This is a genomic window from Bordetella genomosp. 10, from assembly GCF_002261225.1.
In the GTDB taxonomy this organism is placed as follows: domain Bacteria; phylum Pseudomonadota; class Gammaproteobacteria; order Burkholderiales; family Burkholderiaceae_B; genus Bordetella_C.
This window is the reverse complement of sequence record NZ_NEVM01000001.1, coordinates 1248590-1263023: the sequence shown is the minus strand read 5'-3', so window position 1 is coordinate 1263023 and position 14434 is coordinate 1248590. Positions and strand designations below refer to the sequence as shown.

Sequence of the window (14434 nt, the reverse complement as noted above, 5' to 3'; positions counted from 1 at the left end):
CTCGATGCCGGTTCATCAGCGCATTTTGTTTCCACGGGCGCATCCTCCAATTTAGGATATGATCATCTCCTAAATAGACAAAAAAATAGACAAAAAAATTAGCTGAGAATTTTCAGCGCCAAATCAGCCGCTGCGGCCGTTTCTCGTTTCGTGGGCGCGGTTTTCCCGATGACGCGCAGGCCTTGCAGCAGGCACAAGATGAATCGGGAGGCGGCCGTTACCTCCACTGATTGAGGAATCGATCCGTCGGCCTGTCCCATCCTTATCAGCGTCTCGATGGTCTTTTGCAGACGAGCCAAGGCATCTTCGACGTACTTCGCGCTGCTGCGCTCCAACGTGGAAAGCTCCACGGCGCTGCCGACGACCAGACACCCTTGCCGGCCTTTTTCGCCATGAGAGCTCTCGACATACAGCGAGATCAGCTCGCGGATCTTCTCGCGCCCCGTTTTGTCCATTTCGAGGAGTCGTTTGATTTGGCCGTTTCGGATGTCGTTGTAACGCTCGAACGCCGCTCGGAACACGGCATCCTTGACTCGGAATGCCTTATATAGGCTCCCGCCTGCCAATCCCGTGGCAGCAGCCAGATCGTTGATGGACGTGGCGTGGTAGCCCTGCGTCCTGAATACGCCTATGGCTTTGTCCAGCACTTCATCCATATCGAACTCGCGCGGTCGGCCGCGGTTATGACGATTCATGATGGGGCAAGCTGTCATTGGGCAAGGATGTCGACAGCTATTATGGAGTTAATCGATGTCGCGCGGGACTTCCCCCATACCATGCCGACCACAATGCGCCGGGGCCTTTGCGCGATGCCGGCCAGAAGACCTTGCCATGCCCAGGCGTGGATGACGCGCTTTCTCGGCATGGGCAAGCGCGAAGCCGAGGTGGAACTGGGGCGGCAGACGGCGCTGGCCGACAAGGATGCAGCCGGCGTCTCAATTTGTCTCGATTCTCGCGCCGGAAATTTCGGACACAAGTCGGACACGGCGAGGGAAGAAGCAAAAAGGCCAGTCCGAAGACTGGCCTAAATGCTTGATATTCCTGGTGGGCTGTGAGTGGCTCGAACACTCGACCTACGGATTAAGAGTCCGCTGCTCTACCAACTGAGCTAACAGCCCGGCACCGCTACATCGCTAGGCACTTCGTACCGCGCTGCAACTGCTGAGAAGAAGATTATACATAGTTTTTGGCGCTTGTCCAACTCCCTGCCTTTCCATACCGAAACGGGGACGGCAATCACGGACACTGTCCTACCTCCCCGGCGCCCCCCGTCGAGCCCACCTCGCGCAGTCCCCGCGCAAGCCCCACCAACCGGCTTCGCCCCAACTCCCCCGTATCATCACCTCAAATCAAGGAATACTTTGCCACACACGCCCCCGCCAAAAAACCGCACTTTGTAATCCCCCCTCCACTTCCCCCACCCCGTCCCCAAAGGAAGTAGACATAGGACAAACGATTCCCCGATCCCCCCGGTTAGAATCGCCTCACGTGCCGTAGCGACCGCGAACGCGTGCCGACGCGTTACGGATGTTTCCGACAGATGAGTCGGATTGTTGCACCGCCAAATTTGTTGGCGAGCGTTACGGCCGGCGAAGCGAGAGCCGCGGCCAGATCGACGACCTGAACAGAATGACGATGCTGGAAGATGACAACCTGCTGGCCCCCCCTCCCGGGCGGACGCCGGCCCCCACACCGCAGCCATGTTTCGCATAGATCTGCGCCGCCTCATTCTCTGGTTCTGCCTGCTTTCCGTCATGGTGGCCCTGAGCAACAGCTTTTACGCCAGCTACCGGGTCCAGCGCGAAATCCTGTTGAACAACACCCTGGAAGGCAATCGCGCCTACGCCGCCAAGCTGGCGGGCGCGGCCGACGGCTACGTCAATGAAATCCACCGCGAACTGGCCTACAGCGCGGGCATTCTCGCCGACATGGCCCTGCACCCGGCGCTGATGGAGCAGGAAACCGAGCGCCTGCAACGCCAGAGCGACCACTACAACTCCGTGGTGATCGTGCGCGCCGACGGCAAGGTCGCCGCGATGTCGCCGCCGCTTGCCAGCATGGTCGGCACGCAACTGGAAAGCAAGGGCGTGCGCGACGCCCTGGCCCAGCGCAAGCCCATGGTCAGCGACCCCTTCGTCGCGGCCACCGGCCGCTGGGTGATCATCTATTCCCAGCCGATCTTCGACAAGAGCGGCAATTACCTCGGCTTCATCGGCGGCACGCTGTACCTGCACGCCGCAAGTGGGCTGCACCGGCTGCTGGGCGACCATTACTACCGGGACGGCTCCTACCTGTACGTGGTCGACCGCAACGGCACGCTGATCTACCACCCGGACGCCGCCCGCATCGGCGAATCGGCCACCCGCAACAACGTGGTCGCCGAACTCATGAAAGGCGTGAGCGGACAGGAACAGGTCGTCAACACCCGCGGCGTGCCCATGCTGGCGGGCTTCGCCGTGGTGGCGTCCACCGGCTGGGGCCTGGTGGCCCAGCGCCCCCTGGAGGGCACGCTGCGGCGCATGGACGAATTGCTGTGGATGACCATCCGCAATTCCCTGCCCCTGCTGCTCATCCTCCTGTTCTGCATCGGCTGGCTGTCCAAGCTGATCGCCCGGCCGCTATGGGAATTGGCCAGCGTCGCCAAGCAGATCGACCAGAACGAAGCCGCGGACCGCATCCGCCGCGTCCGCTCCTGGTATTTCGAATCGACCGAGCTCAAGCGCGCCCTGCTTACCGGCCTGGGCAGCATCAACCACAAAATGCGCAATCTGCGCCGCGAGTCGAATACGGACGCCTTGACCGCCTTGCTGAACCGGCGCGGCCTCGTCAAGGCCGTGGACGAGTTCGCCTCCACCGGCGTCCCGGTGGCCGTGCTCGCCATCGATATCGACAACTTCAAGTCCGTCAACGACCGCTTCGGCCACGACGTCGGCGACGAGGTGATCCGCGGCCTGGCGACGCTGATGCGCAATGGCTCGCGCAGCAACGACATCCTGGCGCGGCCGGGCGGCGAGGAATTCACGGTGCTGATGCCGGGCACCTCGCTGGAAGACGCGGTCAGCGCGGCGGAGCGGCTGCGTGGCGCCATGCACAAGACGCCCAACGCCACCCGCGGCCCCGTGACGATCTCCATCGGCGTGGCCCGCTTCCCGGAGCATGGCAAGAACCTGGAGGGCGCGCTCAAGGAAGCCGACAAGGCGCTCTATCACGCCAAGAATGCCGGCCGCAACCTGACTTGCATCGCCCAGCCGGACGGTCCGGACGGCTACCTGGCCGTCACCCGGCGCCACGCGGCCTGACGCTGACGCCCACCCGCCGCGGCCTGGCCGCCGACCCTTACCGCCCCTGGCTCGCCGACTTCGGCGCGGCCTTGGGCGCCGGCGCCTTCGGCGGCTGGCGGATCTGCCGCAGCATCGTGCTGCATTCGTTCTCTTTATCGCTGCCCGCGCTGGGCACGATCAAGGCCAGCAGGCCGGCGGCCGGCGTCAGCAAGGCGCCCAACGCCACCGCGCCCGCCCCGCGCGCGGCCAGCGGCAGGGCCTTCACCCCCGGCTTGGGATTCTTCAACGTCCCTGCCACGTACAGCGGCGAGCGCAGGGAAATGATCCGCAGCCCCTTGCTGTGCGGCGTAATGTCCAGGTCGATCGCCTCGGTCTTGAAGTTCACGTTCCCCTCGATCTCCACCAGCGTATTCTCGGTGTCGAACACGAAGATGCGCGGGGTGGCCAGGCCGTTCTTCAAGCCGACGTCGGCCGCGCCGCAATTGATCTTGACCTCGTCGTCGCCGAACAGCTTGCTGACCACGTAATTGCCGACGTTCAGTCCGGCCAGCTCCATCAGGCTGCGGCTGATCACGCCGTCGTTGATCAGGAGCTTGGTCTCGCCGTTGGCGGTCCCCAGCAAGGCGGCCACCGAATTGCCCGTGCCGGTGATGGCGGCGTCGCCATTGAGTTCGCCCAGGCTCTTCTCCATCGACTTGACCCCGGGGAACAACTGCTTGAGCTGCAGCTTGCGCGCCGCGATCTTGACGTTGCCGGGCATGGGCCGCTTGCTGCCATCCAACTGGATGTCCGCGTTCAACGAGCCGCCCGCCATGCCGAAGCGCAGCGGCTGCAAGGTCAGCTTGCCATCGTCGAGGACCACATGGGCCTGCAGATCCGAGATCGGAAGATCCGCGGTCTGGACGATGCGCCTGGCCTCCAGGGTCACGTCCGCGTCCATGTCGCGCCAGCGCTCGGTCCGGAATTCCTGCACCGGCAAGGCCTTGTCGGCCGGCTGTTGCGCGGGGCTCGAACCCTGCGCATGGGCGGCGGCCGTCGCGTGCGACGCGGCCTCGTCTTTCTTCGCCTGCGCCTGCGAGGCGTCGCCCTTGGCAGCGGCTTCCTTGGCAGCCGCGGCCGCCGCCGCAGCGCTGGCCCGCTCGGCCGCCGCCACCTTGGCGGCATCCGTCGCGCCCTTCTTGCCCGTGTCCGCTCCGACCAAGGGACCGAGGTCGGCGAAACGCAGCAACTGCGAAGTGAACTTGCCCGTCAGCTTCGGCCGCGGCTTGGTGGCGGCGTAGGTCACGTCGCCATGGATATCGCTATTGCCCACCTTGCCGTTGAAGCCCTTGTATTCGAACACCGACCCTTGCGCGTCGTTCAGCCGCGCCGTCAGGTGGCCATCGGTGCTATAGGGCGGCGTGTCCGGCAAGGTCACGCCGGTCAGGGGATAGAGATCGGACATGCTGCCGCCCGCCAGCTTGAGCCGCAGGTCCAGCGCGCCCAGGTGCATGGGATTGGTCAGCGTGCCGACCACCGACGCCTTGGTATGGCCCAGGGCGACGTCGGCCTGCAAGGGGAAAGGATTCTCCGCGTCCTGCAAGGCCAGCATCCCGCCGACCTTGCCCTGCCCGGTGAGGTCCAGACCCTTGAAGCGTCCCTTCGCGCTCCACCCGAATACGTAATCGCGCGGCGCGGCCGCCTGGTCCCCGGCCAACGCCGGTCCGGCCAGTTGGGCGAAGGGCACCGGCTTGCCCAGGGGATCCACGGTCACCTCGACGTCGGCCTGCAGCGTGACATCGTGATAGCCGACCCGGCCCTTGTCGAAGCCGATCTGGTTGATATCCAGCGCCCAGGGGGAAGACGGCTCGCTCTGGTCCTCGTCCTGTTTCTTCGGCGTGAACACCCAGTTGGCGCGTCCGTCGGCCAGACGCTCGAGGTCGGCCGACGGCTGCGTCAACTGGATGCGCCGGATGACGATGGCGTGCCGCAGCAGCCCCAGGGGAGAGATACTGAATTGCGCCTGCTTGAGCGCCGCGAATTGCGGCGCCTTGCCCCAGTCCGTATTGCCGATGACGATGTCGTTGGCCGTGACGTGCGGCCAGGGCACCCACGCCCGCCAGCCGCCTTCGTCCGGCTCGCGCTGCCAGGCCACGCTGAGGTCGCCGTTGATGGCGAAGGGCCGGCCCAGGGCGTCGGACGCCTTGCTATCGATATAAGGCTTGAGGCGATTCCAGTCGAAGGTGGCGATCACGATAACCACGACGACCAGGAATAAAATGAACACCGTGACGATGCCGGTCAGGATTTTGTACTTGCGTGCCATGCGTCGGTCCCATGTGCGTGTTCCCTGTCGCGCCGCCAGGCGCCTGGGGCCCCGGGCATGCGGCGCCCCCGGACCGGCGACGCTGCGACGCGTGTTTTGGTGACGGTACCACGCATTTTTCGTGCCTGCCCCGGGCCGCCTCGGCCGCCGGACGGCGGGTTCGACGGGGAATCGACGTCCGACCGTGTAAGCTTTACCCCCCGCGCGCCGCCCCAAAGGGCAGGCGCCTGAATGGAATCGCCGGCCCGGCGCCCCGCGTCAGGCCGATTTGTAGATAGACAAGCAAGGGGACGTTCCGGCAGCGCGCCGGCCGTCCGGGAGAGCCCATGCGGCACCTGACTCTGGTTTTCATCATCGCGGCCTTCGTCATGCTCAGCCTCAGCCGGCTGGCGCTGGCCGCCTGGCAACATCAACGCGTGCGCAATGCCGGCGGCCTGCGGCCCATCATGCTGGGCGGCCTGCGCATCGACGCGCATGAAGTGGCCGTGCTGGCGGTCGCGCCGGCCGTGCTGTCGCCCTGGCTGGGCCACTACCCCATGGCCACGGCCATCGCGTCGGTCTGGTTCCAGTTCGCGTGGCTGCTGCTGGTCTTCATGGAAGTGGCGACGCCGCCCTTCATCCTGGAATACGATTCGCGCCCCAACCGGCTGTTCGTCGAATACCTCAAGCATCCGCGCGAGGTCACCGGCATGCTGTGGCGCGGCTTCAAGGTGCCCGTGCTGGGCGGCACGGTCATCGTCATCCTGGCGGCCTGGGTCGGCCACGCGCTGTTCGCCCAGGCCGTGCCGGACACCCCGCTGCCCTGGTGGCTGGTTCCCATCCTCAGCCTGCTGGCGCTGGCCATCGGCATCCTGGCCATCCGCGGCACGCTCCAGCATCGTCCCATCAACCCGTCGACGGTGGCCTATTGCGCGGACGGCATGCTCAATATGCTGCCGCTCAATTCGCTCTACAGCGTGCTGTATGCCATCTACAGCATGAAGAACGAGAAATCCGCGTCGGCCGTCTACGGCAACATGCCCGAACAGGACATGCACGCCCAGGTCCTGGCCAGCGCCGGCCTGCCCTACCCGCCCGCCGATCCCGACTTTCCCAGCATGCACGCCCAGGAGCCCGCGCGCCCGCGCCAGCGGCCGCTCAACCTGGTCATCATCCTGGAGGAAAGCCTGGGCGCGCAGTACGTCGCCAACCTGGGCGGCGCGCCGCTGACGCCCAATCTCGACAAGCTGGCGGAACTGGGCTGGAACTTCACCCGCGCCTATGCGACCGGCACGCGCTCGGTGCGCGGCCTGGAAGCCGTCGTCACCGGCTTCATGCCGACGCCGGCGCAGGCCGTCGTCAAGCTGCCCGATGCGCAGCGCGGCTTCTTCACGCTGGCCGACCTGCTGGGACGCCATGGCTACCAGTCGCGCTTCATCTATGGCGGCGAGGCCCACTTCGACAATATGAAGGGCTTCTTCCTCGGCAACGGTTTCGACCGCATCGTCGACCGCGGCGAATTCGTCGATCCGCAGTTCGTCGGCACCTGGGGCGCCTCGGACGAGGACATGTTCAACCAGTTGCACCGCCTGCTCAGCACCGACGGCGAACAGCCGACCTTCACCCTGGCGTTCACGGTCTCCAACCACACGCCCTGGGAATATCCCAGCGGCCGCATCGAACCGGACGGCAACCCGGCCACCGTGGAAAACACGGTCCGCTATGCGGATTGGGCGCTGGGCCGGTTCTTCGACCAGGCGCGCCAGTCGCCCTATTGGGAAAACACCGTCTTCCTCATCGCCGCGGACCACGATTCGCGCGTGTCGGGCGCCAGCCTGGTGCCGGTGCGCCATTTCCAGATTCCGGCCCTGATGCTGGGCGCCGACATCGCGCCGCGCCGCGACGACCGCCTGATCAGCCAGATCGATTTCGGTCCGACCCTGCTGTCCCTGATGGGCGTGCAAACCCAGCATCCCATGCTCGGCCGCGACCTGACCCGCGCGCAAGCCGGCGCCGGCGACGGCCGCGCCATCATGCAGTACGGCGACAACTACGGCTACCTGAAGGGCGACCAGTTGCTGGTGCTGGGCCCGCAGAAGGCCCCCGCGCAGTTCCGCTACACCGCGCCGGAAACGTACGAGCCCGTGGCCGTCGACGAAGCCCTGGCCCACGAGGCGCTGGCCCACGCGCTATGGCCCAGTTGGGCGTACCGGGAAGGCCGCTACGCCCTGCCGGCGCGCCAGGGTGCGGCGCAGCGCGCGGCCGCCGCGCGGCCCGGGGCGGCCACCGCCGCCGACGGTGCGACAGGGGGAAAGCCGGCGTAAATTTTTTGTCGCTTTTTACACCGACAGAAATTATTTATTTGTTTTGTAACAGAGATTTGTCGCCGTCTCTGCGCGATTCATTAATCGTGTCACACTACAAAGCTGCAACGCGGTATCAGCGGTATCAGCATCTGCCAGGACCAGAGGCCGCCGCCCCATCGAAAAACACAGATTTGACAGACAGCGGCCTACCTGGAGGCGCGAGGAGCGGATTTCCTTATGAGCGCCGAAGGCCTCCACGTTTTGATCGTCGACGACAATGACATGGCGTCGGAATTGCTTTCGGAGTTTGTCGGCCTGCTGGGCCACGATGCGAAAACCGCGGCGACCGGCGCCGAGGCCCTGGCCCTGTGCGCCGAGGCTCGCCCGGACGTCATCATTACCGACATCATGCTGCCGGACCACGACGGCTATGAACTGGCCGCGCGCTTTCGCGCGCAGCTCGGCGCCGGCGTCCACATCATCGCCCTGAGCGGCCTGCCGAAGAACAACCAGCGGCCCGAAGCCGTGGCCTTCGATCACTGGCTGGAAAAGCCCGTCGACCTGACCACGCTCGAAAACCTGCTGGCGCAGCTCGACAGGAAGCCGGCATGACACCGGCGGAGCAGCAACGCGCCCAGGTCTTGGCCGGCATCCAGTTCAAGGTGCTCGCGCAGGTGTTTCCCGTGCTGCGGCACGACGCCCTCAAGCCGCTGTCCAATGCCAAGCTGACCATCGTCCTGCTTGAGAAATCCATCGCCAAGGGCACCATCCTGGATCCGGCGGCGCCTCCCTTCGTCAGCGACCTGGACGGCATGCTGGACGAAAGCGTGGAGACCATCCGGCTGCTCAACACCTGGTTCCAGGACGAAGGCCGGCGCGCCGGCGTCCACGAGATATTGTCCGAATGCCGCAAGCTGGCGTTCTCGCAGTTGCTGCTGTCCGGCAAGAAAGTCCAGTTGGACGCGTCCTCCCATGCGGCATCGGTGTCCCAGCGCGCCGCCCGCTATGTACTGATGGCCTGGATGATCCACGCCATCCAGGCCCTGCCCCAGCGCGGGATCCTGGACATCCGGCTGGCGGCGCCCGGCCGGATCGAAGCCGCCATCCAGCAGGCTCCCGCGGAACCCAACGGGCGCGAGCCGCGCCCCGACACCTCCCCGCCCCTGTCCATGGCGGAAGTCGAGCTGGTGGCGCAATGCTACGGCTGGCAGGTGCGGCGCAACGAAGAAGGCTGGACAATCAGCCTGCCGACCGAGGATCCGCCACCCCCGGCGCAATCAGGAAATCATTCGTAAGTACGGTGCGCGTTGGCCGCGGGTCGACGCGGCCGATGGTTAAACTGGCGGACGCGGCCTCCCGGCCGCGGCGATCCTATCGATAGCGGCCCAGCATGAGTGTCCTGCGCTTTCCTCCCTCGAAAAGCGAACCGAAAACCGCACGCGCGCGCGTGGCGGACGCCATGCCCGAGACGGCGCCCCCGGGCCTCGACACCCTGTGCACGTTGATCGCCTTTTTCTTCGGCGTGCCCATCGTGGTGATCACCGCCGCCGGCGATACCGCCACGCCGCTGTGCGCGCACGGCATCGCGCCCGGGAGCGCGTCGCCGTACCAGGCGCTGAGCCAGGCGACGCAGGAAACGCTGGACGTCGCCCACCTGGACCCGCAGGCGCTGGCCGCGGCCGGCGCGCCCGCCGACCTGCGCTTCTTCGTCGCGGTGCCCCTGCTGCTGGAGGACGGCGAACGCGCCGGCGCGCTATGCATCGCCGACCGCCACGCGCGCCCTTTCTCGCAGGACGACCTGCGCCATCTGCGCAGCTACGCGGCCGTCGCCGCCGGCGCCGTGCAGAGCCGCCGGGCGCTCGATGACGCCCGCATGCGCGAGCAGTTGCTGGCGCGCGCCTCGCGCCTGGCCCGCGTGGGCGGCTGGGAATACAACGTCGAGACCGGCGGCCTGACGCTCAGCGAACAGGCCATGGACATCTACGGGCTGGAACCGTCCACCAAGCCGACGCTGGACATGATGATGCGCCGCTTCTATCCCGGCGACGCCTTGATCGATACCCGCGAGGACTTCGCCCGCATCCTGCGCGACGGCAAGGGCTACGATTCGCGCCGGCGCATCCAGCGTCTCGACGGCACCTCGCGCTGGATCCACGCGCTGGCCGAGCCCGAGCTGCGCGACGGCCGGGTGGTGCGGGTGCACGGCTTGATCGAGGACATCACCGAAGAGGTGGAGGCCCAGCGCCGCTTCCATGAATTGGCCTATATCGACAAGTTGACGGGCCTGCCCAACCGCGGCGCTTTCCTGCTGGAGCTGGGTCGCCGCTTCGTGCGCAGCCAGCCCATCAGCCTGGTCGCCATCGACGTCGACGGTTTCAAGGACGTCAACGACACCCTGGGACACCATGCCGGCGACCAGTTGCTGACCGACGTCAGCCATCGTATCGCCGGGTTCTTTCCGGTCGGCACCTTCGCGGCGCGCATCGGCAGCAATGAATTCGCGGTCATCGCCGACGCGCCGGACGGCAGCGCCGCCGACTTCCTCGGCGTGGTCGACCAATTGCGCCTGGCGCTGAAGGCGCCCATGACCTACCCGGAATACACGCTGATGGTATCCGTCAGCGTCGGGGTATCGGCGGCGCCCAGCCAGGCCGCGGACGCCGATCAACTGATACGCAATACCGATATCGCGCTCTACCAGGCGAAGAAAGCGGGCGGGGACTGTTCCGTCATGTTCGAACCGGAGATGCGCGACCACCTGGAAGAACGGGTGCAATTGCTGCGCGACGTGCGACTGGGGATCGCGCGCGGCGAATTCATCGTCTATTACCAGCCCATCTACGACATGTGCAACCAGACCCTGTCGGGTTTCGAGGCCTTGATGCGCTGGTCGCGTCCGGAGCGCGGCATCCTGGCCCCCGCCGTCTTCTCTCCCGCCTTCGACGACCAGACGCTGGCGCCCACGCTGGGCACCGTGGCGCTGCACGCGGCGTTCTCGCAAATGCGGCGCTGGAAGGAACACGGTTTCGATTTCGGGCGCGTATCGGTGAACGTGGCGGCCGCGCAGTTCTACACCGGCGACCTGGCCGGGCAGATCCTCTCCCTGCTGACGGAATACGGCTTGAGCCCGCGCGACCTGACGCTGGAAATCACCGAAAGCGTCTATCTCGGCCAGGGCAGCAACGCCGTCGAGAGCACCTTGCGCAAGCTGCACGATGCCGGCGTGCGCATCGCGCTGGACGACTTCGGCACGGGCTACGCGTCGCTATCGCAACTGCAACGCTTTCCGATCGACTCGCTGAAGATCGACAAGTCCTTCGTCCAGGAGCCGGAAGCCCGTTCCATCGTCGACGCCATCATCGCCCTCGGGACCAGCATGAACCTGGACATCGTCGCCGAAGGGATAGAGACCCGCGCGCACCGGGACCAGCTACTGCGCAGCGGTTGCCGTTATGGCCAGGGTCACTATTACGGCAAGCCCATGCCCGCCGAGTTCTACGGCTGAGCCGGGGGCATCAGGGACATCAGGCCGCCGGCGCGGAAACGCGGCTCGATGCGGCCAGTTCGCCGGCAAGCACGCCCGAAGGCGCCGGCTCGGCGCACTGCCCGGCGAGCCCGTCCTCCGCGCCGGTATCCACGGCATCCGCGGCGCTTTCCTCCCCGCTCGACATGGCGCTTTCTTCCTGCAGGACCTGCTCCATGACGCGCGCCGCCGTTTCGGTGGCGCGACGCAGGATCGCCTGCTCGACGCTGCGTTTCGCCACGTCCAGGCTATAGGACATGCCGTTGTCGTGCGCGGTCTGCCACCAGTAGCCGATGTCGGCAATATTGTCGAACCAGTCGATGCGGCCATGCTGCTTGCATGCGGCATCGATGTACGTCCATGTACCGCCTATGCCCGACACCCAATAGAACGTTCTCATTTTTTTCCATTCCATGCCCGCCGTGGCGGACTCCAGAGACCGGGGACCATGAATCGGACCCATCGAGCCCGCGTGAGACTTGCCCCTTCCCGAAGGCAAGCAGCGGAATGTTAGGAAAGAGAGGGGAAAGGAAAAATAAGAAGAATCTGAAACAGCCCCCTCATCGCGGCGCAACGGCGATTGACGGTTCGCGCGCGATCAGGCGATAACGAAATCCGGCGGAGCCGAGCAAATAGGAAAAACGGGAGAATCCCGGCGCCGCCTGGACGGCATAGCTTGCGCAGACGCGGCTGACGCGAGGATCGAGCGGGATACGGCGCCGGCCGCCGCAGGGCTCGTCCACCTCCACGCAGCGCAACTGTTCGAAGCACACCGCGACGTCGAAGCGGTAGGCGCCGTCCGGCAGGCGCGTCACGTCCACGTGGATCTGGCTGCCGCTATCCCGCGGAAGGTATGCGCGTTCGTCGCCCACGCAGATGGGCGCGTCGCGCCCCATCATGGCGAGCACGCACCGGACCGGCTGCGCCAGTACCCGATTGAGCAGCGCCGTCAGCCGCCGCGCATCGCGCGGCCCGGCCAGCAGGAGCAGGGCCCGCAAGGCCTGCCTCACCGCGATGTCGCGCCCGCCCTCCACGCCGGCCCATGGCGACAGGCCGGCCCGCACGGCAAGGCCTTGCGCGTTGACGCCGCCGATGCCGAATGACAGGCACACCCGCTCCAGCGCATCCGCCAGGAAATCCCGGCACACCAGCAGCGTCCTCCCGGCGCCGCCCGGTCCGCCGCCTGCGTCGATCGCATGACGGACGAAACGCGGGGCCCGTTTGCCGGTCTCGAAAAGGCGCGCGGACAGCACCGAACATGCATGCAGGAAGGCCTGTTCGACGTTCATGCCCAGGACGACAGGCGGCAGCGCCGGCCGCGCCGGCAGCAACACGCCGAACTCGCCCGCCAAGGCCATCCGCAACATGGGGGGCCAACGATCCGGCGGACAACCCTGCCATGCCGGCGGCGCGGACGATTGGGGAATGGTTAATTGCGACTGGGCCGGTTGGGGCTGGGTCGGTTGCAGTACTGTCCAGGGGGAGACATCGGCCAACAACATCCAGCGTCGCCATAGCGCGGCGTGGACGGCTTCCAGCCAGACGATGGCGATACGCAGGCGCCATCCATGCGCCCGCCCCGCCGACGGCCACTCGAAAGCGGTCTCCTGGCCCTGGCCGCGCGCCATGCCGCCGTGGGCCGCCCTCAGCGCTCGCATGACCAGCGGCGCCGCCGGACCGGTCAGGACCGTTATCGCGTGATCCCACGCAGTCTGCGCCGTGGCCCGCGCCAGGATGGCGTCGGCCCGCGCACGGATGGCCTCGTCGCTCCAGATATCCACGTCCAGCAAGCCCATCGACTCGCTGCGCGTATTGCGCGCATGCACGATGTCCACCAGATCGCGCAGGGCGCGGAGCAAGGCATCCACGCCGACCCCGCGCAGGCGCAGCAATTGCAGCAACCGCTGCGCCCCGGCCTGCATCGCCTCATCCGAATCGGCAATACGACACGCGTACGCTTCCCGCCACGCGCTATTCCGCGTTTTCCAATCAGGCAGCTCCAGACTCGCCGTGACAGCACGGAAGCAACTCAACTCGTGGTCACTCATCGCCGCCAGGGTATCCGGCAAGGACAGCGGCACAGACGCAGAGCCATCCCGCGAAGGCAGCGGCACGGACTCCGGGCCATCCGTCTCGGCCGAGAACAAAGCCGCCATTTCACAAGCAGCGCGCGATATGGCGCGTACCGAACACGATTCCAGGCTGCGCGCCAGCGCGTCCAGGAACAGCGGCAACAGCAAGCCCCCGCGTTCGGCGCCATCCCAGCACAGCCGCGAGACCAGGTCGCTGCAAATCCTCTCCAACCCCTGCCGGCGCTTCGCATAACCCAACCGCAAACGCGCCAGCGCGTCGACCTCCTGCACGGCGAGACCCGCCTCCACGCAACGCTCGATACGCGCCGCGATATCCGCCGTCTCGCACGGGTGGAGCATCTCCCGCAGCACCGCGGCCATCGAAGGCCGGACATCGGCGCAGTCGAATCCGTCGGCGGCCCGCGCGATCGACGGCAGCAAACCCGCTATCGCCGCGAGCAAGCGCGCCTCGCAAACATAGGAGCGCAAAGGCACTCGCATCGGCGGCCCCGACCGGCCCCTCATCCCGGCCAAGACTCTTGTCTCATCGCCCGCATCCGAGACCCTGCGCGAACCGCTTGCCCGTCGCGACACGCGCGTGCCGGCACGCGCCTCCGCGCGAAACGCCGCGCCGCGCAGGCGGCCACATCCGTCCGCACCGAATTCATAGGGTAAGAAGCGCGGAATCGCGTCCTGGCGGGAAGCCACCGTTGTCTCCTGGCGCCGTGCCCCAGCGGTTCGCGCCCAAGATGAAATCGATGAATTCATACGCGGGGCAAGGCGCAAGCCGCAGCGACAGCCACGGCCATCGCGAGGATTTACCACGCCGCCACGCGTGTGAAGACGAACTCACGGTGCGAACTCGCGGGATACGACACGGGTCCTCGATCCAGATCCGGAAGGATCTCGTGGGATTCTTATTCACCGACCAGCGCCGCAACCGCGCGAGTCGTTCCGTGTTTCAGCCA

The 14434-nt window shown here is 66.3% G+C and carries 10 protein-coding genes and 1 tRNA gene; 6 read left to right on the top strand and 5 right to left on the bottom strand.

Annotated features, from left to right (window positions below; all coding sequences use genetic code 11):
- Positions 1-98 precede the first annotated feature (98 nt).
- Positions 99-656, bottom strand: a complete 558-nt coding sequence (locus tag CAL29_RS05460; protein ID WP_218831806.1) for a TetR/AcrR family transcriptional regulator — start codon at positions 654-656, stop codon at positions 99-101.
- 189 nt (positions 657-845) lie between these two features.
- Between CAL29_RS05460 and CAL29_RS31235 the strand changes: the two genes are divergently transcribed.
- Positions 846-1028 (top strand): hypothetical protein, encoded by a 183-nt coding sequence (locus CAL29_RS31235; RefSeq protein ID WP_143277615.1) that lies wholly within the window; start codon positions 846-848, stop codon positions 1026-1028.
- Between the two features lie 14 nt (positions 1029-1042).
- Here CAL29_RS31235 and CAL29_RS05450 read toward each other — a convergent pair.
- A tRNA-Lys gene (locus CAL29_RS05450) sits at positions 1043-1118 on the bottom strand.
- Between the two features lie 582 nt (positions 1119-1700).
- Here CAL29_RS05450 and CAL29_RS05445 point away from each other — a divergent pair.
- Positions 1701-3299 (top strand): sensor domain-containing diguanylate cyclase, encoded by a 1599-nt coding sequence (locus CAL29_RS05445; RefSeq protein WP_094851921.1) that lies wholly within the window; start codon positions 1701-1703, stop codon positions 3297-3299.
- A 37-nt stretch (positions 3300-3336) separates the two neighbouring features.
- On the opposite strand, the gene CAL29_RS31960 is transcribed toward CAL29_RS05445, so the two are convergent.
- Complete coding sequence (locus CAL29_RS31960) at positions 3337-5586, bottom strand: AsmA family protein (protein WP_256977206.1); 2250 nt, start codon at positions 5584-5586, stop codon at positions 3337-3339.
- Between the two features lie 326 nt (positions 5587-5912).
- On the opposite strand from CAL29_RS31960, the gene CAL29_RS05435 reads away from it, so the two are divergent.
- The 4 genes from CAL29_RS05435 (at position 5913) to CAL29_RS05420 (ending at position 11376) form a co-directional block, all read left to right on the top strand.
- A complete protein-coding gene (locus CAL29_RS05435; protein WP_094851920.1) occupies positions 5913-7889 on the top strand; it encodes an LTA synthase family protein in 1977 nt (658 codons plus the stop codon).
- A 219-nt stretch (positions 7890-8108) separates the two neighbouring features.
- On the top strand, positions 8109-8483 hold the full coding sequence (locus CAL29_RS05430; protein WP_094851919.1) for a response regulator: 375 nt from the start codon (positions 8109-8111) through the stop codon (positions 8481-8483).
- Complete coding sequence (locus CAL29_RS05425) at positions 8480-9166, top strand: hypothetical protein (protein WP_094851918.1); 687 nt, start codon at positions 8480-8482, stop codon at positions 9164-9166. The genes CAL29_RS05430 and CAL29_RS05425 overlap by 4 nt, the downstream gene beginning before the upstream one ends.
- Positions 9167-9330: 164 nt before the next feature.
- On the top strand, positions 9331-11376 hold the full coding sequence (locus CAL29_RS05420; protein WP_143277614.1) for a putative bifunctional diguanylate cyclase/phosphodiesterase: 2046 nt from the start codon (positions 9331-9333) through the stop codon (positions 11374-11376).
- Between the two features lie 19 nt (positions 11377-11395).
- Here the strand turns inward: CAL29_RS05420 and CAL29_RS05415 are convergent, their stop codons facing one another.
- A complete protein-coding gene (locus tag CAL29_RS05415; protein WP_094851916.1) occupies positions 11396-11794 on the bottom strand; it encodes a hypothetical protein in 399 nt (132 codons plus the stop codon).
- 160 nt (positions 11795-11954) lie between these two features.
- Positions 11955-14174, bottom strand: a complete 2220-nt coding sequence (locus CAL29_RS05410) for a hypothetical protein (protein ID WP_143277613.1) — start codon at positions 14172-14174, stop codon at positions 11955-11957.
- Between the last annotated feature and the right edge of the window lie 260 nt (positions 14175-14434).